19 protein-coding genes are annotated in these 23,251 nt (G+C 63.5%); 12 read left to right on the plus strand and 7 right to left on the minus strand.

Features of this window, described 5'->3' with window-relative positions; genetic code table 11:
* Window positions 1–31 precede the first annotated feature (31 nt).
* The 4 genes from PLANPX_RS13635 (at window position 32) to PLANPX_RS13650 (ending at window position 4,656) form a co-directional block, all read left to right on the plus strand.
* Window positions 32–1,591, plus strand: coding sequence for a lipopolysaccharide biosynthesis protein (locus PLANPX_RS13635; protein WP_152099264.1), 1,560 nt, complete (start codon window positions 32–34; stop codon window positions 1,589–1,591).
* Window positions 1,592–1,615: 24 nt separating this feature from the next.
* A complete protein-coding gene (locus PLANPX_RS13640; protein WP_152099265.1) occupies window positions 1,616–2,848 on the plus strand; it encodes a glycosyltransferase in 1,233 nt (410 codons plus the stop codon).
* A 258-nt stretch (window positions 2,849–3,106) separates the two neighbouring features.
* On the plus strand, window positions 3,107–3,709 hold the full coding sequence (locus PLANPX_RS13645) for a lysophospholipid acyltransferase family protein (protein WP_152099266.1): 603 nt from the start codon (window positions 3,107–3,109) through the stop codon (window positions 3,707–3,709).
* 2 nt (window positions 3,710–3,711) lie between these two features.
* Window positions 3,712–4,656 carry a phosphatidate cytidylyltransferase gene (locus tag PLANPX_RS13650; protein ID WP_152099267.1) on the plus strand — a complete coding sequence of 315 codons (945 nt, stop codon included), beginning with the start codon at window positions 3,712–3,714 and terminating at the stop codon, window positions 4,654–4,656.
* Between the two features lie 140 nt (window positions 4,657–4,796).
* Here the strand turns inward: PLANPX_RS13650 and PLANPX_RS13655 are convergent, their stop codons facing one another.
* Both PLANPX_RS13655 and PLANPX_RS13660 read right to left on the minus strand, forming a co-directional pair.
* Complete coding sequence (locus PLANPX_RS13655) at window positions 4,797–5,792, minus strand: hypothetical protein (RefSeq protein WP_152099268.1); 996 nt, start codon at window positions 5,790–5,792, stop codon at window positions 4,797–4,799.
* A gap of 478 nt (window positions 5,793–6,270) precedes the next feature.
* Window positions 6,271–7,101, minus strand: coding sequence for an enoyl-ACP reductase FabI (locus PLANPX_RS13660; protein WP_152099269.1), 831 nt, complete (start codon window positions 7,099–7,101; stop codon window positions 6,271–6,273).
* A 301-nt stretch (window positions 7,102–7,402) separates the two neighbouring features.
* On the opposite strand from PLANPX_RS13660, the gene PLANPX_RS13665 reads away from it, so the two are divergent.
* Window positions 7,403–9,298 carry a sigma-54-dependent Fis family transcriptional regulator gene (locus tag PLANPX_RS13665; RefSeq protein WP_152099270.1) on the plus strand — a complete coding sequence of 632 codons (1,896 nt, stop codon included), beginning with the start codon at window positions 7,403–7,405 and terminating at the stop codon, window positions 9,296–9,298.
* 68 nt (window positions 9,299–9,366) lie between these two features.
* Here PLANPX_RS13665 and dnaA read toward each other — a convergent pair whose 3' ends face one another.
* The 3 genes from dnaA to PLANPX_RS27360 form a co-directional block, all read right to left on the minus strand.
* Entirely contained in the window at window positions 9,367–10,833 is a 1,467-nt protein-coding gene (dnaA, locus tag PLANPX_RS13670; protein ID WP_152099271.1) for a chromosomal replication initiator protein DnaA, read from the minus strand.
* Window positions 10,834–11,406: 573 nt separating this feature from the next.
* Window positions 11,407–12,375, minus strand: a complete 969-nt coding sequence (locus PLANPX_RS13675; protein ID WP_152099272.1) for a GNAT family N-acetyltransferase — start codon at window positions 12,373–12,375, stop codon at window positions 11,407–11,409.
* Between the two features lie 77 nt (window positions 12,376–12,452).
* The gene (locus PLANPX_RS27360; RefSeq protein ID WP_338034230.1) at window positions 12,453–13,412 is read right to left on the minus strand and encodes a DUF6690 family protein; all 960 of its coding nucleotides are present in this window, start codon (window positions 13,410–13,412) and stop codon (window positions 12,453–12,455) included.
* Window positions 13,413–13,752: 340 nt separating this feature from the next.
* Here PLANPX_RS27360 and PLANPX_RS13685 point away from each other — a divergent pair, with 340 nt between their 5' ends.
* The 5 genes from PLANPX_RS13685 to PLANPX_RS13705 all read left to right on the plus strand — a co-directional run bounded on the left by PLANPX_RS13685 (window position 13,753) and on the right by PLANPX_RS13705 (window position 19,353).
* Window positions 13,753–14,964, plus strand: coding sequence for a THUMP-like domain-containing protein (locus PLANPX_RS13685; protein WP_152099273.1), 1,212 nt, complete (start codon window positions 13,753–13,755; stop codon window positions 14,962–14,964).
* Between the two features lie 220 nt (window positions 14,965–15,184).
* Complete coding sequence (locus PLANPX_RS13690; RefSeq protein ID WP_152099274.1) at window positions 15,185–16,054, plus strand: sugar phosphate isomerase/epimerase family protein; 870 nt, start codon at window positions 15,185–15,187, stop codon at window positions 16,052–16,054.
* Entirely contained in the window at window positions 16,051–16,803 is a 753-nt protein-coding gene (locus PLANPX_RS13695) for a UbiA family prenyltransferase (RefSeq protein ID WP_152099275.1), read from the plus strand. Before PLANPX_RS13690 ends, PLANPX_RS13695 begins: the two co-directional genes overlap by 4 nt.
* Window positions 16,804–17,055: 252 nt before the next feature.
* Complete coding sequence (locus PLANPX_RS13700) at window positions 17,056–17,886, plus strand: sugar phosphate isomerase/epimerase family protein (protein WP_152099276.1); 831 nt, start codon at window positions 17,056–17,058, stop codon at window positions 17,884–17,886.
* Window positions 17,887–18,027: 141 nt separating this feature from the next.
* Window positions 18,028–19,353 (plus strand): alkaline phosphatase family protein, encoded by a 1,326-nt coding sequence (locus PLANPX_RS13705; protein ID WP_152099277.1) that lies wholly within the window; start codon window positions 18,028–18,030, stop codon window positions 19,351–19,353.
* Between the two features lie 187 nt (window positions 19,354–19,540).
* On the opposite strand, the gene PLANPX_RS13710 is transcribed toward PLANPX_RS13705, so the two are convergent.
* Together PLANPX_RS13710 and PLANPX_RS13715 are read right to left on the minus strand one after the other, a co-directional pair.
* Window positions 19,541–20,359, minus strand: coding sequence for a TatD family hydrolase (locus tag PLANPX_RS13710; protein WP_152099278.1), 819 nt, complete (start codon window positions 20,357–20,359; stop codon window positions 19,541–19,543).
* A gap of 113 nt (window positions 20,360–20,472) precedes the next feature.
* Window positions 20,473–20,727 (minus strand): hypothetical protein, encoded by a 255-nt coding sequence (locus PLANPX_RS13715; RefSeq protein WP_172992057.1) that lies wholly within the window; start codon window positions 20,725–20,727, stop codon window positions 20,473–20,475.
* A 369-nt stretch (window positions 20,728–21,096) separates the two neighbouring features.
* On the opposite strand from PLANPX_RS13715, the gene PLANPX_RS13720 reads away from it, so the two are divergent.
* The gene (locus PLANPX_RS13720; RefSeq protein ID WP_152099280.1) at window positions 21,097–22,710 is read left to right on the plus strand and encodes a HEAT repeat domain-containing protein; all 1,614 of its coding nucleotides are present in this window, start codon (window positions 21,097–21,099) and stop codon (window positions 22,708–22,710) included.
* Complete coding sequence (locus PLANPX_RS13725) at window positions 22,707–23,117, plus strand: hypothetical protein (RefSeq protein WP_152099281.1); 411 nt, start codon at window positions 22,707–22,709, stop codon at window positions 23,115–23,117. Before PLANPX_RS13720 ends, PLANPX_RS13725 begins: the two co-directional genes overlap by 4 nt.
* Window positions 23,118–23,251: the final 134 nt, after the last annotated feature.

Consider the following 23,251-nt stretch of genomic DNA (forward strand, 5'->3'; position numbering starts at 1 on the left):
GTGATGTCCCGCCGACGACGTCGGCGGCTTTATGAGAGTCGGATCTATCGCTACTGAAGCTGACAACTCGAAGACGCTGGACAAGCGCCGGAACCTGGAGGCTGATACGCTCGCTGCGAGCGTGATCATCCTGCTCGTGGTGACGGTCGTCCAGCGAACCGTTGGCTTCGGCCGCGGGATCTTATTCTGCCGCTGGCTGAGCCCCGAGTCGCTCGGCGAGTGGGAGATGGTGTACAGTTTTTTGATGCTGGCGGCGCCGCTCGCGGTACTTGGCGTGCCGGGGTCGTTTGGCCGTTACGCCGAACATTACCGGCAACGCGGGCATTTGCGAACGTTCCTCAACCGGGCGACGCTGTGGACGACGGCGTGCGGCCTGGTTTCGGTGGCGATCATCGAACTGATGGCGCCGCAGCTCTCGCAAATGATGTTCGGCGACGCGAAGTACGCCGACGTCATGCGGAACATCGGCTTCTGCCTGCTGACGATCATCTTGCAGCACACGCTGACCGCGTTGCTGACGGCGTTGCGACTCGTGCGGATCGTCTCGGCGATGCAGTTCGCCCAGAGCATCCTATTCGCGGTGATTTCGCTCGCGCTGATGTGGAAGTATCCGACGATGAACAGCATTCTGTTCGGGTACTCGATCGCTTGCTTGATTTCGTCGGTCGGCGCCATCATTTGGGCGTGGCCGGCGTTCACCCACCTCGATCGGCCCGAAGACGATTTGGTTCACCGCGAGTTCTGGACGAAATTGCTGCGATTCGCATTTTTCGTGTGGGTAACGAACCTTTTGACGCACCTGTTTGCGATCGTCGATCGCTACATGATCGTCCACTGTGCGGGGCTGACGCCGAGCCAAGCACTCGAACAAGTCGGCCACTACCACAGCAGCCGGATTATTCCGCTGCTGATGGTGTCGGTTGCCGATCTGCTTAGCGGGCTGGTGATGCCGCATCTTAGCCACGACTGGGAAGCGGGCCGCCGCGAGAACGTATCGAAGCGGCTCAACCTTACGATCAAGTTGACGTCAATTTGCATGATCGTCTTCGGCGTGGCGGTGCTGATCATCGCGCCGCCGCTGTTCCACATCGTGCTGCAGAGCAAGTACGACGACGGCTTGCACGTGCTGCCGTGGACGCTGGCCGGCTGCATTTGGTACGGCGTCTACATCGTCGCCCAGAACTATCTGTGGTGTGCCGAGAAGGCGCGCCTCTCGACCTTGCCGCTGTTTATCGGCCTGGTGCTGAACATCATTTTGAACTTCATGTTGCTCCCGTACTACGGCTTGCACGGAGCGGTATTCGCCACGGCGATTTCGACCTGCGTCTGCCTGCTGGTGGTGTTAGGGCTGAATCGTCGGCATGGAATGCACGTCGACGGCGGTACGTGGTTGCTGTCGATCGCGCCCATGGCGCTCGGCTTTGGGCTGTGGCCCTCGGTGGTCGTCGGCGGGGCCGTCGTGGCGACGAGCTTGCTGACGCCGTGGGTGCTCACGCCGCTGGAACAATACGAACTCAAACACTTCGCCTTCGAATCGCTCGCCAAGGTGCTACCTGTGCTGCGGCGCCCGCGCGTTCGGGCGGCGAACTGATCCCGCTAAGTTGCGAGGCTTGCGATGGAAACTGTCGAACGTTCGAAACCACTGCGCGTCTTGTTCTTGCTGACGAGCATGCCGGTCGGCGGCGCCGAGACGCTGCTGGTGAACCTCGTGCGGCGGCTCGACCGCAAGCGGTTCGCGCCGGAAATCGTCTGCCTCAAAGAGCCTGGTCCGCTCGGCGAGATGCTGGCGGCCGAGATGCCAGTGCATCACGATTTGCTCGCCTGCAAATACGACGTGCGGATTCTGCCGCGGTTGTGGTCGCTGATGCGGCGGCCGCAGGCCGATGCGGTGGTGACCGTCGGCGCCGGCGACAAGATGTTTTGGGGACGGCTGGCCGCGTATCTCGCAGGCGTCCCGGTGGTGGCGTCGGCGCTCCACAGCACCGGCTGGCCTGATGGCGTCGGCCGGCTCAATCGCATGCTAACGCGGATCACCGACGCCTTCATCGGCGTCGCCGACGCGCATGCGGTTCACCTCGTGCAGAACGAACGGTTCCCCACCGCGAAGGTGAACACGATTTACAACGGCGTCGATTGCGAGCGATTCTCGCCGCAAGATGCGACGCCGATTCGCAATGAACTCGGCATCGCCGCCGATGCGCCGGTGGTCGGCATTCTCGCCGCGCTCCGCCCCGAGAAAAATCACGAGCTGTTCCTGCATGGCGCCGCGGCGATTCGCCAAACGCTGCAGGCGGCGCAGTTCATCGTCGTCGGCGACGGACCGAAGCGGAATGAATTACAAATGCTGGCGAAGAAGCTGGGGCTTGCTGAAGCGGTGCACTTCGTCGGTTCGCGGAGCGACGTCCCCGCGCTGCTCGCGGCGTGCAGCGTCGTGGCGCTCACTTCGCACAACGAGGCGTCGCCGGTGTCGATTCTCGAAGCCCTCGCCTGCGGGGTGCCGGTGGTGGCGTCGAACGTCGGCTCGGTACGCGAGACGGTCGTCGACGGCGTCACGGGGCGGCTGTTCGCGCCGGGCGACGAGGGAGCGTTCGTCGGGGCGACCGTCGAACTACTGCAGAATCAGGAAGAGGCCCGCCGGCTGGGCGAAGAAGGGCGACGGAGGGTCGAGGCCCGCTGGTCGCTGGAAGCGATGGTTCGCGGCTACGAAGAGCTGATCGAGCGGATTTTCGTCTCGAAGCAGGTGGCGAAATTGGCTCCCGCCCTGGCGACGGACGACGACGAGGGGCCGAGCACGCTGCCGTTTTTGACGGGCGTTTTGCCGCGGCGGAATGCCAAGGGGACGATGTAAAAGATTTTTTCTTGTGGCTCCCTCCCCCTTGCGGGGAGGGCGGGGGGAGGGGGTTAAAGCGGGTACCAGCTACGCCCCCCTCCCTAACCCTCCCCTCAAGGGGGAGGGGACCAGAACAATCAATTTTTGGCGCGGTTGTGTGCGGGCGGAATCGCGAGCGTTCGGCGAGTTGAGAATGCCCAAATCGCGTGCATTCCGCTCGACTCGCCCCGCTATTACCATACAGCTTCGCCATTTTCCGAAACCCCGCCGTCTGACATGGTCACCGAAACCCTGCTCACCTGGATTGCCCGCGCGATTAGCGGGGCGAGCGTGCGCTGGGTCGAATCGCAACCCGACACCTGCCAGCGGGTGTACTTCGCCAATCACACGAGCCACCTCGACGTGATCCTGGTCTGGTCGGCTCTGCCGACGCCGGTTCGCCGGCTCACTCGGCCGGTCGCCGCCAAGGATTACTGGTCAAAGGGCTGGCTTAAGCCGCGGCTCGCGAAAAGTTTCAACGCGATGCTGATCGACCGGACCGAGATCAAGGTCCACCAAAGCCCCGTCGACCTGATGGTTCGCGAGATCGGCCGCACGCAGTCGATCATCATGTTCCCGGAGGGGGGGCGTTCGAGCGGCGAATCGGTCGGCGAATTCAAGAGCGGGCTCTACTACCTCGCCAAGAAGCGGCCCGACCTCGAGTTAGTGCCGGTCTACATCAACAACATGAATCGCATTTTGCCGCGCGGCGAGTTTCTGCCCGTGCCGCTGTTGTCGTCGGTGACGTTCGGCCCGCCGTTGTGGCTTGAGGCCAGCGAACCGAAGCCCGATTTTCTCGCCCGTGCCCGCGACGCGATCCTCCGCTTGAAGGAGGTCTGACGATGAATCCGAACCTGTTAATCTTCGTCGGAACCGTGCTGCTGCTCTTGGGAGTGGCGACGTTCGTCGGTCAGTGGCTGCGGAAACGCGAGTCGCCGGCGCTCGATCGCCGAGCGATCGAATCGTTCAACTCGCGCATCCAGGCGTGGTGGTTTTTTACCGCCGTGATCGTCATCGCGTTCCTGTTGCCATGGCTCACCGTGGTGCTGTTCGCGTTTATTGCGTTCTGGGCGCTGCGGGAGTTCGTCACGCTGACGCCGACGCGCATCGGCGACCACCGGGCGCTGTTTTGGGTCTTTTTCTTCTTCACGCCGATGCAGTTTTTGCTTGTCTACCTCGACAAGTATGGGCTCTACAGCGTGTTGATCCCAGTATTCGCGTTTCTGTTCATCGCGGCGCGGGCGGCGGTATACGGCGACTACGACCGCTTCTTGGAGCGAATCGCCAAGGTGCAGTGCGCGCTCATGATTTGCGTCTATTGCTTAAGCTTTGCACCGGCCCTGCTGTACCTGAAGCTCGACACGCCGGAACGGTACTATCCGGCCGGGATGCTGTTCTTCTTCATCACGATCGTGCTCGCCTCGGACCTGCTCGAGTGGTTTTGGAGCCGGATTTACGCGCGGCACCTCATCGCTCAGAAGGTCGACCCCGTGATGTCGTGGGAAGGGGTGCTGGCCGGGGCGGCGTCGACGGCGCTCCTGGGCGTGCTGCTGCAGTGGGCGTCGCCGTTCCAGTACTGGTGGCAAACCTCGGCGATGGCGCTACTGATCGCGCTGAGCGGGGCGGCTGGCTCGCTGACGATGTCGGCGATCAAGAAAGACCGCGGCGAAGTTTCAAGCGGGAACTTCGTCGAAGGGCACGGCGGCGTGCTGAGCCGGATCGATTCGATCTGCTTCGCGGCGCCGGTGTTTTATCACGTGACGCGGTACTTTTTCGGGGCGGTTTGAGCGCGTTAGCCCCCGGTTCTTCAAACCGGGGGGTGATTGTGGGAGGGGTCTCCGACCCCGATGCAGCATTGCGGGTCGATAACGGTTTGGAATGGTAACCGAAATCGGCGTCGGAGACGCCTCCCACAGAACAGACGCGATTACCGCATCACATTCTCACGCCCGCCGCTCATCATGATCGGGCGGCCCGATTCGTAGCCGGCGGTCGACGTGACGGGTTGCGAGTTGCGGGCCGGCACCCAGTTGGTGCTCTCGCCGTAGACGCTCTGCGGGCGGGCGGCGACGTTGCCGACCGGATTGGGCGTGGGGGTGATCGTTGCCGAGGCGCCGTTCGACACCGATTGCTGAGCCGGAGCTGGCACCTGAGCCGAGGCGAGCATCGTGCCGCCACCGCCGACAAGCTGCAGCGGCGGACGACCCGCGCGAACCCAGTCCATCCACGAGTTTTGCAGCGAGAGCAGGTGCTCGTACTCATAGTGGCTTTGGATGGCGGCCCGCCAATCGTTCGTCCGCATGCCGTCGGCAAGGAAGTTCAGAAAAACCTGCTTGCCGCGCTGTGAGATGAGGAACTGCGAGAGCGAATGCCCTTGGGCGTAGAGGGGCAGCACGTCGGCGGGGTACTCGGTCATCGCAAACATCTCGTCGAAACGAATGCCGCGCTTCGTCTTCAGGAAGTCGATCAGCATCCGCTCTTGTTTCTGGATTTCGCTGTGGTGCTCGACCGTGGTGCAGGCGCCTTCGTCGGCCCAGCGCGGCAGCGGCTGGCGGAAGTGGGTGGCGAAGATCGTGTGGGTGATTTCGTGCGGCAGGACCGAGTCGAGCACTCGCTCGCGCGAACCTTGGATGTTCATCCGCCAGTCATAGACCTGGCCCTGATTGAAAACGAAGCTCGTGGCCCCGCCGGCGCCGAGATGGGGAGCAACGGTCGCCTTGATCGGGCAAGGTTGGCTCCAACGCGGCAACTCTTTGCCGAGCCATTCCTTCGCCAGGTCGCGGCGCCAGACTTCGGCCGAGTCGCCGATTTCCTTGGCGAGTTGCGGCGTCGGGGCGTCGACGGTGAAGTTCACTGTGCGGTAACCGGCGGCGTGTGCGAGATTCGCGCCGAGGGTCGGCAGGCACGCAGCAACCGCTGCCAACAACGACAGCGCAATAAGCCTACGAGGGCTCCGGGAGACCTGAGCGTCCATGCTCTTCCTTTGCGATTAAAGGACCATCCTTGTCCTGGGATCGCGACGATCGCTGCGGGGCTAGCGTCGCGACGTTTCGCATGCGGCCTGCGTGTAGAGCAACTGTGGGGCCGAATCCATCCGGCCGTTAACTCAGAGCTTGCCGATTCGAGGGTCAAGGCGGGGATTAACGGGACGAAATCGTAGACTTACGGGTCACGATAGCGGGGGTTCCGTTCCGTCAAGGTTTGCAGAATTTACCGCGCTCGCCGTAAATTGGCAAAGAGCGATTGATTGAGAAAAGCGGAGAAGCAGTGCTAGCACGGCAAGGCGTACTTGCGATTCATGAAGGAACGTGCAGCGAGCCGGGCCGTCTCGGCCCCGGCGCGTTCTCAGAGATTTAAACCCAAGGGCCGGAGGGATAAACCCTCCGGCTCGCAGTTGCACTTTACTTCGCTTGCGCGGCTTTGATTTGGTCGACCATCCGCCCCGGCGAGCCCATCGCGTTGTACCCGCCGTCGAGGTGCAGGATCTCGGCGGTGACGCCGGCGGACATATCCGACAGCAGGAACGCGCCGCACTTGCCCGCTTCTTCGTGGGTGATGTTGCGGCCAAGGGGCGCCATCGCTTCGTAAAGCGACAGCATCTGATCGACGCCGGCGCCGCGACCCGAGATCGTTTGCAGCGGACCGGCGCTGAGGGCGTTGACGCGGATGCCGCGCGGGCCGAGGTCGAACGCCAGGTACTTCACGATCGAATCAAGGGCCGCCTTGCAGACGCCCATGATGTTGTAGCCAGGGACGCACTTCTCGCCGCCGTAATAGGTGAGCGTGAGGACGCTGGCGCCATCTTTCAGCACGCCCTTCGCTCCCTTGGTGAGCGCGATCAGGCTGTAGGCGCTAATTTCCATCGCGATCTTGAAGCCTTCGCGGCTCGTGTCGAGCGTATCGCCCTTGAGATCTTCCGGCGGGGCGAAGGCGATCGAGTGGAGCAGGAAGTCGATCTTGCCAATCTCCGCCTCGCAACGGGTCATCGCGTCGGCGATGTGCTCGTCGTTGGTGGCGTCCATCGGGGTGAAGAACTTGGCGTTCTCCTGGCCTTCGACCAGCTTCGTGATGCGGCCGAGGTTCTTCTGGCGGGCGTCGTCGGCCTTATCGGGCATGTAGGTGAAGCCGCAGACGCCCCCCTCACGCATGATCAGCTCGGCGATGGCCCAGGCGATCGACTTCTCGTTGAAGACGCCGGTGATGAGACCCTTTTTGCCGCTGAACATGCCCATAACCCGCTCCTAAATCGCCGCGAATGCCCTGAAGTGCCGGGGTCGGACGACCCGCGGCAGTCGCCGATCCTCCGAGCGGATCAGCGAGCGTCGCAGGATACACCGCTATCGTCGGCAACGGTAGGGGGGCGTTTTACCCCTGCATTTCCGCGGAATTTCGCCTGAAACAATCAATCAGACAACACTGCCGCTTGACTGAACGTCCACAAAAAGATACAGTTGCAATAAGTCAAAAAGATGTCATGTGCCGTCGCACCTGCGTCAATCGACCTCCTCCCTGGCATAAACTGAGAACAGTCCCGTGGCTCAAAGCGCCGATCAGATTCCGCTGCTCCGCCTGCTGCTAGCTAGCTCGGGGCGGCACGACACCCTCAAGGGCCTGCTCGACGAGGTGCTGCCCGAAGCGCGGGAACTGCTGCCGGCCGCTTCGCTGGTGGTGGTTCACTCGAACCCGCCCAAGTGGGAAGTGCAATCCGCCAGCGGTATGGGCGAGCGGCAGGTTCCGGCGGAGCTCGTCGCCGATGCGATCGACCGCGACGGCGTCGCTGCCAGCGCTGATTGGCTGGCTGCTCCGCTCGGCGAAGGGTACGCCATTGCCGCGCGCGGGCTGAGCGATCAAGCGGCGTTCCGGCAGTTTGCCGAAGGGCTCGCCGCAGCCGATCGTTCGGTGCTCGGCCGGCAGCGGCGTGAGCATCGCATTCGCCGGCTGGAGACGATTCTCGAAATCACCCACGCCTGGCGGCAGACGAACTCAATGGAGGCGCTGCTCAAGGCGATGGCCGAAGCCGCGACCGAACTGCTGCAAGGCGACCGCGCGAGCATCTTTCTGTGGGATCGGCCGAAGCATGAGCTCGTGGGTCGGCCCGCGCTCGGCGTCAAAGGAAACGAGCTGCGCATCCCGGACGACTCGGGCATCGTCGGCCAGGTGATCCACAGCGGCGAGCCGCGTCGCGTCGGCGGCGGGCTCGGCGACGAGCAGATCGATCGCGACGTCGACCGCTCGACCGGCTACACGACGCACTCGATTCTCTGCGTGCCGCTCCTCGCGCCGAATGGCCGCTGCCTGGGCGCGTTCGAGGTCCTCAACAAGCGGCAAGGGCATTTCACCGACGACGACGAGCGCGGTCTGATCGAGCTGGCTGCGCACGCCGCGGTGGCGCTGCAGAACACGCAAGAATTTGAAGAACTGCTGACGAAGCATCAGCAACTCGTCGCGGAAGCGGCGCAGGGACTTCAGCTGATTGGCGAGAGCCCGGCAGTCGAGGCGGTTCGTTCAACGATCCGCCGCATTGCCGACACCGATCTCGCGATTCTCATTCTCGGCGACAACGGTACTGGCAAAGAAGTCGTTGCCCGCTCGATTCACTACCTCAGCCGCCGGCGCGAACAACCGTTCATCGCGGTGAATTGCGCGGCGATTGCCGAGACGCTGCTGGAAAGCGAACTGTTCGGCCACGAAAAGGGGGCGTTCACCGACGCCCGCGAATCGCGGCCGGGCAAGTTCGAGCTCGCCTCGGGCGGCACGCTGTTTCTCGACGAGATCGGCGACATGAGCCTTGGCGGGCAGGCGAAGCTGCTACGCGTGCTCGAAGACAAAACGGTGGTCCGCGTCGGCGGGTCGACGCCGATTCATACCGAGGTTCGCATCCTCGCAGCGACGAACCAAGACCTCAGCGCGATGGTCCGTGCCAAACGGTTCCGCGAGGATTTGTTCTTCCGGCTGAATGTGGTGAGCCTCGAACTGCCGCCGCTCCGCGAACGCGGCGAAGATGTGCTGCGGCTGGCCGATCACTTCCTGCAGACATTTTGCCGGTCGATGGGGCGCAAGACGCCGAAGTTCTCGGCCGCCGCGCGGAAGCGATTACTCGCGCACAACTGGCCCGGCAACGTCCGCGAGCTACGTAACCTGGCCGAGCGGCTCGCCTACCTTACCACTGGCGACGTCGTCGAGGTCGATGACTTGGTGCTCATCGAATCTAGCGGCAGCGACGCCGATCGGCTCGCCGAGTTTGAGGGTTCGCTCGCCGACGCGACGCGCGACTTCCAGCAGCACTACATTCGCAAGACGATCGACGGCTCGCGCGGCAACATGAGCAGCGCGGCGAAGCGGTTGGGGCTCCACCGGTCCAATCTCTACCGCAAGATGCGGCAGTTGGGGATGGCGACCGATGGGGCGGAGGATGAGGGGGACGAGTAGTTGCGTTGTGCGCAGCGGAAATTGGCGGTGCGCAAGCCCCCCGGTTTGAAGAACCGGGGGCTAATTCATCATGCGGTGCGGAGCTTGGCTTCGATGCGGCGGACCGCTTCTTCCACTTGGCAGAGTTGATCGCCGACGACGATCTCGCCCCGTTCGGCGATGAGACCGTCGAACTTCCGCTGGGCGGAAACGACCGTGCTATGGCTGCGGCGGCCGAAAAAGTCGCCGATTTCGCTCAGAGCGGCCCGGGTGAACTTGCGGGCGAGCCACATCGCGAGCATCCGCGGTTCGGCGACCGAACGCGATTTGCGTTGCGACTTGAGGCTCGTCGATTCGACGCCGAAGACTTCGCAGACCGCCTTTTGGATGTCGATGAGTCGCACTTGCGGCGAATGTTGGCGGCAGAAGTCGGCGATCGCGCCGCCGGCAATTTCGAACGTGATCGGCTTGCGGGCCGCCATGCTCGCGGCGACGAGGCGGTTGATGGCGCCGCTTAAGAGCCGGCCGCTGCCGACGACTTGCTGTGCGACGAGTTGCATCACGTCTTCGCCCATCGCGATGTCCATGCGGCTGCTCATTGCCCGCACGATGCCGAGCCGCGTGGCGTAGTCGGGCGGATCGATCGCGACGGCGAGGCCGGCCGAGATCCGCGACGCGAGTTCAACGCTGATTGCTTGAAGTTCCGACGCCGGCCGATCGCTCGACAGCACGACTTGCCCGCCGCGGCTTTGCACGGCGTCGATCGTGTATAGCAGTTCTTCGAGCGTCGCCCGCTTGTTGTTGAGGAAGTGGACGTCGTCGATGGCGAGCAGGTCGAGGCTGCGGGTTTTCTGCCGCAGGCCAGGGAGGGCCCGCTTGTCGAGGGCTTCGAGGAACTGGGCGGTGAACTGCTCGGCAGTGAGTTGCATCACCCGCGGGCGTTGCCGCGAGGCGCGACCCATCGCGGCGACGGCGCTCAGTAAGTGCGACTTGCCGGTGCCCGACGGGCCGTAGATTAACAGCGGGCTAAACCGCCCCAGTTGTTGCGTGGCGGTGCGGGCCGCTTCGGCCGCCATGCGATTCGAATCGCCGACGACAAAATCTTCAAAGGTCCAACGCGGGCGTTTGCGTTCGGCTGCTTGTTCAGGCAAAGCGGCGAGCAGCGCGGCCGCCGGTTGCGGGATGGCCGGCGTTTCGACGATGCCGTCGAGCGAGAGTTGCGACGGGCAGTATTGTTTGCGGCGCGTGTGACGCGGGGCGCGTTTGAGCGTCGCCGCTTCGCTGCCGGCGGCCGGCGACGATTGAGCAGGTTGCGCGGTTGCGGCAAATTCCACGGCTGGCGACGAACCAAAGATGGTCGCACTGCACGAAGCGAGCGCTTCGTGCAGATTGCGACGGAGCCATTGCACTTCGAGTTGCGAAGCGCAGCCCACCTGCAGCACGCCGTCGGCGAGCGTCAGCGTTGTTTGCGGCCCGAGCCACAACTCATAGCGCTCGTTCCCGAGGCTACGGCGTAACTCTTGGCGCAATGCGGACAGCCTGTCCGAATCGTCCATGACCACTTCCTGTGAGCTTTCAAAAATGCGCAACACGACCGCGACGGAAACGACCCGGGAAATTCATTTACCCGGTCGCCCCCGCTGATTACTCGTGCGTGCGCCCACCCGTTGGAGAAGCGATCGGTCGCGTCAACGGCCGATCGACGTTGTTCGTTGTCACCTGCGAGAGGCGATTCTAGGGACGCTAGCACTCCTGTCAAAGCCCTTGACTTCATTCGGCGGCGCGTCCTTTTCGCCGCTCGCGAAAAGGGTCGAGAAACGGGCCCTCCCGATCGTGCGCTCGCGGAGAAAAAAATTAAACTCTGAAGAAGGGCGTGGGTGGATAACGTGTTGGGGTTCGAATTCGTGTTGGCGAATCGCTCGCGATTGCGAATCAGACGTTAAATGTCGGATGATTCGACACTACGAGTCGAGCTAGTTCTGTGGGAGGGGTCTCCGACCCCGAAGCCGGTATCATTGCCGTGAAATGTTCGGAGTGGAGAACGACCTCGGCGTCGGAGACGCCTCCCACAATGAATCACAATGAATGCTGCGCTGCACTCGCAACAGAAGTCTTGATCGCAGCGCTTGTTACGCTCGCGCGCGTAAACGGGCGTACACGACGCGCTCGCCCCACGTGATGAAACCGAGCGCGCGATACATCTGCAGCGCCGGTTCGTTCGCGGCGTCGACGGCGAGGACTAACCGCTCGGCATGGCGGCTGGCCGCGACCGACATTGCGAACTCAACAATCGCGGAGCCGTAGCCTCGACCGCGCGCCGCGGCGGCGACGCCCATGTAGACGACTTCCCAATTCCCCAACCCAGGGTGTTCAGCGAGGATCAGCACCCCCACATCTAGGCCCTCGGCCTGAGCGAGGTACCAGTGCTCGGGGCGATGCGTGCCTTGCGAGCGGTAACCTTCAAGAACTTCGGCGAGGGGGCGAACGCCGTCGAGTTGCGGACAATCGAGCGTGCCGACGTAGGTTTGCTCAATCAGTTGTTGCAAGCGGACGGCCTCGCGCTCGGCGTCGCCTGCAAAGTGGAGCCCATTCGGCGCCGACGGTTGCCGATGGGCGCCGACCGGCAGAGCGTCGCCGGTGAGGTCGACATATAAGTAACGCAGCGTCGTGAAACGCGGAAAGCCGGCGAGTTCACAATCGGCGTCGGCGTAACCATCGTCGGGGCTGGCGACGAGTTGCGTGAGCGGGATGTGCCGCTCGTCGACGAACGCGGCGGCGGCCCGCATCACGGCGAGGCCGGCGGCATCGTTCACGGGCGGAATCCACAGGCAGGCGGTATCGCCCGGCAAGCGTTGCACCCAAGCGACGGCGGCGATCGCCGCGGGGTCGGCTTCGTGGACCGAGGCGGCAAGTGCGGCGCTGCTCGTGGGAGCGATCAGCAGCCCGTCCCAAGCGGCCGCATCAGCAACGCCAGTGGCATGAAGCGCCTGGGCCAATCCTGCCTGCAAGTCGCCCGGCAGCGCGTCGTGCAGCTTCCGCAGCGCCGCGGGGCGCCAAGCGGGAGGGGAGGGGACGACGGTGCACGGCTTTTCGGGCATCGCGACAGCATAGCCGATGGCGGGGCAGGCCGCTCGGAGGCGTTTTGTCGCTCGAGCCTCGCCCGACCGGCGGCCTGCTAATAAATCCCGTTGCGGTTGAGCTGGTTGAGCTGCCCCTCGGTCGCGCGGCTGCGGGGGCGGAATGATTCCCACATCGACTTTTTCTCCGCAGCCGGTTCTTCCTTCTTTTCGGCGCTCGCCGTTTCGGTTGGCTTGGCCTCCTCGGCGGCGGGATTGGCGGCTGTTGCCGCCTTAGGATCGGCGGGAACCGTCGACGTGCCAGGCGCCGCCGGCGGGGGCGTCGAGACCGACGCGACTTGCGGCTTCAGCGGTTTGGCCGTCGCGGGATCTTGGAGTTCGAACTCCACCGTAAAACTGTCGTGTAGGTTGCTGGTGTTCAGGACTGGCGCCACCTGCGTGCGGAGTTCGCTGATGACGTCGTCTCCCTGGCGGACTTGCAGGAGCTGTTGCCCTGCAATCACCGTCGGCACCGCCTGCAAGCCGAACCGTTGGTGAAGCAGCATCGCCAGTTGCGTTGTGTCGCCGGTCCAACCGCGGAACGAAATCCGCTTCACGCGTCCGTCGGCCCCGAAGAAGTAGGTGAGCGAGCCGGCGATGTCGTACACCTGCGTGCCGCTGACCAGCGGGACACGGACGCCGAACAGATCGAGATCGGCGAGCGCCGTCGATTTGCGATCCCAGCGTTGGTAGACCCACTCCTTCGTGACGTCGAACCGCAAGATTTCGGGGAGCGCGTAGGTCATCGCCGAGGTCCGCGGCGTCGACGCGGGGAGCAGCGGCGTGGTGGCGTGGGCGAAGGGGGAAGCCGGCGCGGCAGTCGCGGCCGGAGTGGCGCCGCCTGCGGGGGCTGCAGCGGCCGCCGCGTTGTGCGCGGGAGCGGCCGGAGCCGGCGTCGCGGGGGCCGCTGCGGCGGGTTGGCGAATTTGCTCGGCCCATTCGGGGGCATTCGTCGCGATGTAAGGAACCGCTACCGACGCGGCCAGGAGCGCGGGCATTGCTAAAGTTCGTGAGATCATCTTCCCCGTCGCTCCCCGGCTCGCAGGGTGGTGAGTACGATAGACCCTCCCCCTAAATCGAGCCTGGCTCCAAAAATCATCTGTGGGAGGCGTCTCCGACGCCGATGACGGTTACCACTGCCAACGATTGCGGCAGCGCGACGTCGCTTCGGGATCAGAGATCCCTCCCACAGACTTTTTTGGGCAAGGCTCTAACTTCCTGTTCGACCAGCGAGCGGCGTCAACTTGCCTCGTCGGCCGCGCGCCGCCGCACCTTACTCCACGCCTAAACGCGCCACATCCCCGACGCGCGTAGCAGGCGTCGCGACCCGACTCCCATCGACCGTCATCCACTCACGCCATGGCAAACCTTGACGACTATGCCTGGCTGACTGGCGACGCCGCGGCCGCTGCGGCGCTCGCGGCGTACGCCGACGACCCGCGGCCGGAGTTGCAGCAGCAAAACGAACTGCGGAAGCAGTTCACGCCGGAGCGGGCGCGGCTGGTGCTCGAGCAGATTGGGCTGCGGCGCCGCGGGGTGCAAAAGTTCGGTCCGCTCGCGATGCAGATGTTCTTCGCGCCGGTGGCGCTCGAGCAAGCGACCGACGGCGAGATTGCGGCGTACAAGGCGGCGCGGTTTCGAGCGATTGGGGCAGGGCGGTTAGTGCACGATTACTGCTGCGGCATCGGCGGCGATTTGATGGCGCTGGCCGCGGCGGGGCCGGCGATTGGTTGGGATTCGTCGCTGGCTGTGAGGTTGCTCGCGGAGCGGAACTTGGCCGCGGCGGCGATGGCGGCAGGTTCAAACGTCAGTCAGGGCGAAGTTCGCGATGGGGACGTAGCGGCACTGACGCCCGATGCCGGCGATGCGTGGCATGTCGATCCCGATCGTCGCGCGGATGGGCGGCGGTCGACGACGCTTGAACATCACTCGCCCGGCCCCGAAGTGATCGACCGCTGGCGAGCCGCAGCGCCCGACGGCGCCGTCAAACTTTCGCCAGCCAGCACGCCTCCCGAGGATTGGGAGCGCGAGGGGGAACTCGAGTGGATCACCTCGCAGCGCGAGTGCCGGCAGCTGGTGGCTTGGTTCGGGCAACTCGCTCTCTCGCCGGGAGAGCGGCGGGCGACGATTGTGCTTGGCAATTCGCAAAGCGCGAGCTTCGTGGGCGAGGGAGAGATTGATTGCGTCGCCGCGAACGAACCGCTGCGCTATTTATATGATCCCGATCCGTCGCTGGTCGCCGCGCATTTGTTGGGGGCGATCGCTGAGCACCACTCGTTGGAGTCGCTGGGCGCGGGGGGCGTTTATCTCACCGGCGACGAACCGATTGCTGATCCGCTGCTTGCGGGGTTCGCCGTCGAAGAAGTCTTCCCACTGCGCGTTTCCGCAGTGGCGAGTTGGCTATCCGCACGCGGCGTCGGCCGGCTGGAGGTGAAGAAGCGTGGCGTGACGGTCGACCCCGAAAAATTTCGCCGCGACTTAAAACTCCGCGGCGACGACGCAGCGACGCTGATTCTTACGCGCATCGGCAAACGGCAAGTGGCGATCGTAGCCCGCAGATTGGCGACGTGATGGCAGAACAGCTCTTTTAAATACTTTTAACACAGAGGACACAGAGAGCACGGAGAAATGCAAGACGACACAATTCATTGGCCTCTCTGTGGCCTCTGTGCTCTCTGTGTTAAATGCGCTTTCCTGAATTCCGACGGCTGCCTGGAGGGGTAACTTCCGCCCCCTTCGCAGGCTAAAATGGGGGCTTACCAATCCTCAGCCCAGTCGCGGTTGCCGCCGTATGAAACTTGCCTTCAGTTCCAACGCTTATCTTCGCTACACGCTGAAGGAGACGGTGCGGCGGATTGCCGAGATTGGTTACGAAGGGATCGAGCTCCTCGCCGACGTGCCGCATGCGTGGCCCGCGGGGATGTTGCCGGAGCAGCTTGAAGAGATTCGCCAGACGATCGCCGACTCGGGGCTGACGATTTCGAACATCAACGCGTTCATGATGAACGCCGTCGCCGATCCGCGGCAGCCGTATTGGCATCCGGGGTGGACCGATCCCGATCCGCACTACCGCGCGATCCGCCGCGAACACACGAAGCGGGCGCTCAAGCTGGCGGCCCAACTCGGCGCGCCGCACATCACCACCGAACCGGGCGGCCAACTGGCGCCGGGACAGTCGCGGGCCGATGCGAGCCAGATCTTTTACGACGAGCTGATGCCCTGCCTCGAGGTGGCCGAGCAACTCGGCGTGGGGCTGCTCATCGAGCCGGAGCCCGATCTGCTGATTGAGCGGTTCGACGAATACCTGGAATTCGTCGAGCGGATTGATTCGCCGCAGCTGGGGCTGAATTTTGACGTCGGCCATGCCTACTGCGTCGGCGAGGATCCGCAAGATTGGGTTGCCAAAATGGCGGATCACACGGTCCACTATCACCTGGAAGACATCGCCGACACGCGAATTCATCAGCACATGGTGCCAGGGCAGGGGGCGATCGATTTCCCGGCGACGCTGCGGGAGATCCAAAAGACCGGCTACGACGGTTGGCTGACGGTGGAATTGTATCCGTACGGCGTGAGCCCTGACCCCGCGGCGCGGGAAGCTCGGGAGTTTTTGACGCGCGCCCTCCGCGACCTCGGCGTGCCGGAGACTTCCGCGTCATGAGCAGCGTCGCGCAGCCTGGTTGGATGCTCGCCTGGTGGCAACTGCTGCGTGCGGCCAACGTTTTTACCGCGGCCTCGAACGTGCTGGCCGGCTTTTTAATTGTGCAGCGCAGCTTCGAGCCAGCGGGGGCGCTTGCCGCGCTCGTGGCAAGTTCGGCCTGCCTGTATCTCGCGGGGATGGTGCTGAACGACTTTTTTGACGCCGAGATCGACGCGGCTGAACGGCCGGAGCGGCCGATTCCTTCGGGGCGGATTCCGCGCGGCGTCGCGGGGCTGGTCGGTTGGTCGCTGCTGGCGATCGGCGTCTTGCTCGCGCTCGCGATTAGCTACCAACAGGCGAACATCGCGCCAGGGCTGATCGGCGTGCTGCTGGCGATCGCGGTGGTGCAGTACGACGGCGGGCTGAAGAAGACGCGCTTCGGGCCATACGCGATGGGCTGGTGCCGAGTGCTCAACGTGCTGTTGGGGGCGAGCGTGGCGATTGATCTGTCGCACCGCGTCGTGCCGTTCGCGTATGCCGTGGCGATCGGAGCCTACACGGTCGGGCTTACCTACGTTGCGCGTAGCGAAATGGTGGGCAACTTCGCGCGGAGTTTGCACATTCGCAACGTCGTGACGCGGCTGTTGCAGGGGTTCATCGTGATCGACGCGATTGCCGCGACGCTTGCTGCCGGTTGGATCGCGGGATTGGCGGTGCTTTGCTTGTTGATTCCGACGCTGATCATCGCGCGCTGGGCGGCGATGACGTGAGCGAGTTGCGAGTTGCGAGTTGCGAGTTGCGAGTTGCGAGTTGCGAGTTGCGAGTTGCGAGTTGCGAGTTGCGAGTTGCGAGTTGCGAGTTGCGAGTTGCGAGTTGCGAGTAAGAATTGTGGAGGCGAGGCGCATGCGTCAATGTCATTTTGTTGCTTAACACACGAATCCCTCCCCTAGCCCCTCCCTTCGAGGGAGGGGGATACTTACTCTCCAAACTCGCAACTCGAAACCCGCGACTCGCCACTTCCCATGCAGCTCGGCTACGTCACCAATGGCTTCGCCCACCACAGCCTACCGGCGGCGCTGGAGGTGTTGGCTAGCATCGGGTACCGCAGCGTCGCGATCACGCTCGACCATGGTTCGCTCAATCCGTTTGCCGCGGATTTTGAGAAAGAATTGCACGCGACGGCAGAGTTGCTCGCGAAGTATCAGCTGCGCAGCGTGATCGAAACCGGCGCGCGGTTTCTGCTCGATCCAAAAGTAAAACATGAACCGACGCTCTTGTCGCAGCGGGAAGAAGATCGACTGCGGCGGATCGATTTTCTGCAGCAAGCGATCGATGCGGCGCAGTTCCTCGGCAGCGATTGCGTCTCGCTCTGGGCGGGCGTCGTTCATCACGCGGCAGGTCGCAAGGCGGCGCTGGCCGACCTCACGGCGGGCCTGCAGCGGGTCGTTGAGTATGCCGAACGCCAGAGCGTGACGATTGGCTTCGAACCCGAGCCGGGGATGCTGATCGACACGATGGATTCGTTCGCAGAACTGCTCGACCGCCTCGATTCGCCGCGACTGCAGCTGACGCTCGACGTCGGCCACCTCCACTGCCTCGGCGAAACGCCGATCGCGGACGTGATTCGTCGTTGGAGCGCACGGCTCGTCAACGTTCACATCGAAGATATGCGGGCCGGGGTGCACGATCACCTGAGGTTCGGTGAGGGGGAGATGGACTTTCCACCGATCATCGCGGCGCTCCGCGAGGTCGACTATGATGGCGGCGTTCACGTGGAACTAAGCCGCCATAGCCACGACGCACCGCGCGTGGCGAAACTGGCGTTTGAATTTTTGTCACCAATGCTGCGATAAACTGCATAAGAACAAATTCTTCAACGCAGAGGGCACTGAGATCGCAGAGGAAAGGCAGGGGACGGATTTTAGCTGCCTAGTATTTCTCTGTGTCCTCTGTGCTCTCTGTGTTGAAAAGTATTTTTGAAACTACAAACAACCATGCCCGAATACGTCATCTTGCTCACCGTCCCCGGCCTGCGTCGTCAGGATCTCGCCCACATGCCGCGATTGGCGGCGCTCACTACGGGCGGCGATCAGGCGGAATTGGCGCCGACGTTTCCCGCCGTCACCTGCACGGTGCAGTCGAGCATCACCACCGGCACGCCGCCGAGCGAGCATGGCGTCATCGCGAACGGTTTTTATTGGCGCGATCGGCAGGCGGTCGAGATGTGGACGACGCCGAACGAGTGCGTCGACCGGCCGCAGATTTGGGATACCCTGCACGAGCAGGCGCCCGGCGTGACGTCGGCCGTTTGGTTCCCGCTGCATACGAAGCATTGCGGGGCCGACTACGTTTGCTTGCCGGCGCCGGTGCACAATCCCGACGGCAGCGAGTCGCTGTGGTGCTACACGAAGCCCGAGATGCTGTACGGCGACTTCCTCGCGAAGCTCGGCCACTTCCCGCTGATGAACTACTGGGGGCCGATGTCGAACATCAAGTCGACGGAGTGGATCGTCTCGTCGGCGATTCAGGCGGCCGAGCAGTTCAAGCCGAACTTTTTTTACTTGTACATGCAGCATCTCGACTACGCGCCGCAGAAGTTTGGGCCTGATAGTCCCGAGGCACGGCAGGCGCTGGTCGACCTCGATAGGGAAACCGGCCGGCTGGTCGATGGGTTTGCCGCGGCCTATGGCGATGCGAAACCGTTGTGGCTCGTCGCGAGCGAGTACGTCATCACGGCGGTCGATCATGTCGTCTATCCGAACCGGTTACTCCGCGACGCGGGGCTGCTGACGGTGAAGGAAGTCGACGGCGGCGAGTTGATCGACTTCGCGGCGAGCCGCGCGTGGGCGCTGGCCGATCATCAGTTCTCGCATATCTTCGTCCGCGATCAGGATGCGGCGACGATCAAGGAAGTGCGAGCGCTATTTGAAGGGTTGGAGGGCGTCGCGGAAGTCTTTGAACCTAAGAATGCCCCGCAGTACGATCTCAACCACGAGCGGAGCGGCGAACTCGTCGTCGTCAGCGAGTCGAATAGCTGGCAAGCGTATTACTGGTGGAACGACGATGCGCGGGCGCCAAAGTTCGCTCGCAGCGTCGACATTCACCGCAAGCCGGGGTACGACCCGGTGGAGATGTTCTTCGACCCGGCGACGCGCGGCATTCCGCTCGATGCGACGCTAGTCAAAGGCTCGCACGGTGCGCCGGCGAACGACGCCGCCCAACGGGGCGTGTTGCTCAGCTCGCAGAAGGGTGTCTTCGTCGAAGGCCCGACAGCCGACACCGACGTGGCAGAAATCGTGCTGCGGCAGTTTGGGCTCTAGCGATGGGTTGAATACGGGGATTTTTAACCACGAAACACACGAAAAAGACGAAAGGAAATGCGAGGAGACAGGAACTGGTTCCTCATTTCCGCCACGACGAGATAGCTAACTACCGTTCGCTAGCCATTGAGTATTTTCTTTTTCGTTCTTTTCGTGTGTTTCGTGGTAAAAATCCCCGCATTTAAACCTAAGCATCCAGCGGGGAATTGAATCGAAAGCCGCGGCTTTGGCCGAAGAACTTCAACGGGTTCTCGTAAACGACGCGACGGATCAGCGATTCGGCGTGGCCGCGCTTGCGCATCTCCATGATGAAGTCGGGGACCGCGGTCGGCTTCGACGGGCCCCAGTCGCCGGCGGAGTTTACTAGTAGCCGCTCGGGGCCGTAGATTTCGACCATGTCGCACGCCCGTTGCGGCGTACATTTGCTCACGGGGTAGAGCGTCATCCCCGCCCAGAAGCCTTGGTCGAGCACCAGCCCCACGGTGTGCTCTTCGACGTGATCGACTAGCACGCGGTCGCGTTGCAGGCGGCCGTCGCCGGTGAGCATGTCGAGAATCATCCTCGTCCCCTGGTATTTGTCTTCCAGGTGGGGCGTGTGGATGAGAATCTGCTCGTTCGTCTTCACCGCGAGGTCGATGTGCTCGAGGAAGACGGTCGCTTCGTTGCGGGTGTTCTTGTTGAGGCCGATCTCGCCGATGCCGAGGACGCCGGGGCGGTCGAGGAACTCGGGGATCATCGCGATCACTTCGCGCGAGAGGGCGACGTTCTCCGCTTCCTTCGCGTTGATGCATAGCCAAGTGAAGTGTTGGATGCCGTACCAACCCGCGCGCTTTGGTTCGAACGCCGTGAGCTGTTCGAAATAGTCGCGAAAGCCGTCGACGCTGCCGCGATCGTAGCCGGCCCAGAACGCCGGCTCGCTGACGGCGACGCAGCCCATTTTGGCAAGCGTTTCGTAATCGTCCGTGGTCCGCGAGACCATGTGGATGTGGGGGTCGATGTAATACACCGCGCTGTTCGCCGCCGTTTCAAGCCACCGGTTTTGCGGTGGGCGTTGGTGGGTCTGGGATCGAAAACGGTTCGTCCACCGGCGTAACCGGCAGCTTCTATTGCTCGCGTTGGTTACACCTCGAGGCGCGATCGCCACTGCTCGTCGTAATCGCGGCTGAAGAGAAGCTGCACGCGGGCGGCGCGGCTCGGGTCTTCGGCCAGCAGCAGTTGGATCGCCTTTTCGAGCCGTTCGCGGCGACCGCCGTCGTCGCCGGCCGGCACGGCCCGGTCGAGCCGATCAAGGCCTGCCGCGATTTCCAGAATCTTAGCCCGCAGCGGCAGGAACTCTTGCTCCAGCACGGCGTCGCGCGTTCGTTCGCCAGTCATTGTCGATCTCTCCTTCATGGCACGCGTTTCCTGCCGCGGTGGCGTCGTAACGATCGTCCGACGCCTGCTCCTTCAGCTCAGCCTTCCAGTTTCGCCGACCGCCGAGCGGGTTGCAATGACCGGCACGGCGGGCCGCAGTCTGGCTGTAGCGATCGCACGGGTTACGCCGCGTTTGGAACCGTCTGCACCTTTCCACAGCGGCGGCGTGCGCGAAACCGCCAATTCGGTCGTAACTTCGTGTCGATTTCTGCGGCACGGTCGCTCACACGGCGTAGATTTCAGCGTCAACCCACGGTGCGCGGCGACGCTGCGCATTTGTGAACCTTGCATTTCCCGTTCGTCGCTCTCGCCCCCCGCGAGCCAGCACCGGTGCATCCACTCCAGCGAACTATCGACGCCCTGGCGAAGAGTCACAACGAGGCGGCCACGCCGACGCTGATTGCTGCGCTCGGAACGCAGTCGATCGAAGTCTTCGACGGCGTCGTGCGGGCCTTGTGTGCGCGCCGCAGCAAGGCCGGCCATCTCGCCGTGCTGCGGTACTGGGACGTGCTGACGCCGTCGCAAAAGTTGATCGTCGAGAAGGGACGCTGCCGTATGGGCGTCGCGCTTCGCGAAGCGCTGCTCGACGGCGACGACAAGCTGTTCAGCGCCGCGTACGAATTCGTCGAAGCGTCCGGCGATTATGACTTGGTCCCCACGCTCGTGATGGTCGCCGAGCAGACGTGCGGCGAGCGCGCCGACGCCGCGGTGTCGCTAACGCTCAACCTCGTCGACCAGCTCTGCCGTTGGCTGGCCGCGGAGCGCGAGCCGGTGCTCGGCCGCGATCCCGACACGATTCGCTACTGCGTGCTCGAAAGCCTCGAGCGCTCGGTAGAGCGATACCGGCAGCACCACCGGGCCGAGCTGCTCGAAGCGTTCGTCGTGCTCGCCGGCCCAGACAGTAAGCTGCTGCGCAACATTCTGGAAACGCCGTACCATCCGTGTCACCAGAGCATCGTCAAATCGATCACGGCGAGCATCAGCCCCAGCATGCTGCGGCTGCTGACGACGATGTACGCCTACCGCGACGCCCCGCCGGCGCTGCGGAACGTGATCGCGAAGCGAACCGACCAGCCGTTTATCGACGCCTTCCTGGCGATTCCGCTCGATTCGAAGAACACGCTACTGCACCGTAACCTGGTTCGCACGAAGGGCATTGCCTGCTGCGAAGCGAATCCGGCGATCCTGGCCCAACTTTCCGACGAACAACAAGCCGCCGCGATGCGGATGCTGGCCGCGTCTGGCGCCAGCGACGATCACAAGCTGAGCCTTGCCGAGATCCTGATGAAGCATGGGCCCGTCGAGGGTCGAGTCGCCGCGTGCGAGGCGCTTCGCATAATCTCCGGTCAACGGGCCAACCAGATCGCGCTGCAGGCGTTGCAGGACGAAGCGGGCGAGGTCCAGGCGGCCGCGGTGCGGCAATTGCGCGAACGGCGGATTCCGGGAGCGATGAATAAGCTGCTCGAGTTGGTGCAAAGCCCGATCGAAGCGGTCAGTTCCGCGGCGCGCGACGCGCTGTGGGAATTCATGTTCGACAACTTCAACGCTCGGTTCGATCTGCTCGACGAATCGGCGCGGCGCGACATGGGCGTACGCGTCGCCTTGGTCGATCGGACGAGCGTCGCACGACTCACTACAGAACTTGCGAATCCGTCACGGCGTCATCGGCTGCGAGCCATCGAAATGGCGACGTCGATGGGCTTGTTGCCGAAGATTTCCGACGCGCTGATCGAACGCTTGCAAGACGAAGATCATATGGTGCGCGTCGCGGCCGCCGATGCGCTGCAATTCTGCACGGCCGACGACGTGCGGAACGCGCTGCTCGCCGCGATTGGCGACAGCAGTCCCGCGGTGCAGGTCGCGGTGCGAAACAGTTTGCGAACCCTCGGCGCCGAAATCCCCGGCGGCGACCAGCCGACGGTGATCGGGAGGGTGGCGCCATGAGCGGCAACCTAGCGCTCGCCGCCGCCTTGCTGGGCGAAATCGGCGACAACTTCCCGCAGTCGGGGCGACGCCTCAACTGGTCCGACTTGTGGGCCTACGGCATCGCCGTGGTCCTCGGCGCCATCGTGACGGCAGTGATGCTGTACTTGCGGCGTCGCAACGACATGACGATTCACTGCAACAATTCGTGGAAGCTGTTCCGCGAGTTGTGCCAAATCCATGGGCTCGATCTGCCGAGCCAACGGCTGCTCGCCGCTCTGGCGACCGCCCGCGGGTACGAACAGCCGACGCAGGTCTTTTTGGCGCCGGAGGCGTTCGATGTTAGCGATCTGCCGCCGTCTTGGCAGCTGAGCGCTGGGCATCTGCATCGTTTGAAGCAGGTGCTGTTTGATCTGCAGCGCGGTTGATTGCGGCGTCACGCCATCTTCTACGACGGTCGCGTGCGATTCATAGCGAGTGGACGTCCCACTCATCGATTATCTGGCTCCCTCCCCCTGGAGGGGAGGGCTGGGGAGGGGGGATGAACCCTGGTACCCGCTGC

It is taken from the genome of Lacipirellula parvula, assembly GCF_009177095.1.
GTDB lineage: Bacteria > Planctomycetota > Planctomycetia > Pirellulales > Lacipirellulaceae > Lacipirellula > Lacipirellula parvula.

Excerpts from the sequence above, each read along its gene's own strand:
- PLANPX_RS13640 (WP_152099265.1), top strand. The coding sequence starts at position 1,616 with ATGGAAACTGTCGAACGTTCGAAACCACTGCGCGTCTTGTTCTTGCTG.
- PLANPX_RS13635 (WP_152099264.1), top strand. The coding sequence starts at position 32 with ATGAGAGTCGGATCTATCGCTACTGAAGCTGACAACTCGAAGACGCTG.
- PLANPX_RS13660 (WP_152099269.1), bottom strand. The coding sequence starts at position 7,101 with ATGGGCATGTTCAGCGGCAAAAAGGGTCTCATCACCGGCGTCTTCAAC.
- PLANPX_RS13715 (WP_172992057.1), bottom strand. The coding sequence starts at position 20,727 with ATGACTGGCGAACGAACGCGCGACGCCGTGCTGGAGCAAGAGTTCCTG.
- dnaA (WP_152099271.1), bottom strand. The coding sequence starts at position 10,833 with ATGGACGATTCGGACAGGCTGTCCGCATTGCGCCAAGAGTTACGCCGT.
- PLANPX_RS13705 (WP_152099277.1), top strand. The coding sequence starts at position 18,028 with ATGCCCGAATACGTCATCTTGCTCACCGTCCCCGGCCTGCGTCGTCAG.
- PLANPX_RS13645 (WP_152099266.1), top strand. The coding sequence starts at position 3,107 with ATGGTCACCGAAACCCTGCTCACCTGGATTGCCCGCGCGATTAGCGGG.
- PLANPX_RS27360 (WP_338034230.1), bottom strand. The coding sequence starts at position 13,412 with ATGATCTCACGAACTTTAGCAATGCCCGCGCTCCTGGCCGCGTCGGTA.
- PLANPX_RS13700 (WP_152099276.1), top strand. The coding sequence starts at position 17,056 with ATGCAGCTCGGCTACGTCACCAATGGCTTCGCCCACCACAGCCTACCG.
- PLANPX_RS13725 (WP_152099281.1), top strand. The coding sequence starts at position 22,707 with ATGAGCGGCAACCTAGCGCTCGCCGCCGCCTTGCTGGGCGAAATCGGC.
- PLANPX_RS13695 (WP_152099275.1), top strand. The coding sequence starts at position 16,051 with ATGAGCAGCGTCGCGCAGCCTGGTTGGATGCTCGCCTGGTGGCAACTG.
- PLANPX_RS13675 (WP_152099272.1), bottom strand. The coding sequence starts at position 12,375 with ATGCCCGAAAAGCCGTGCACCGTCGTCCCCTCCCCTCCCGCTTGGCGC.
- PLANPX_RS13690 (WP_152099274.1), top strand. The coding sequence starts at position 15,185 with ATGAAACTTGCCTTCAGTTCCAACGCTTATCTTCGCTACACGCTGAAG.
- PLANPX_RS13685 (WP_152099273.1), top strand. The coding sequence starts at position 13,753 with ATGGCAAACCTTGACGACTATGCCTGGCTGACTGGCGACGCCGCGGCC.
- PLANPX_RS13650 (WP_152099267.1), top strand. The coding sequence starts at position 3,712 with ATGAATCCGAACCTGTTAATCTTCGTCGGAACCGTGCTGCTGCTCTTG.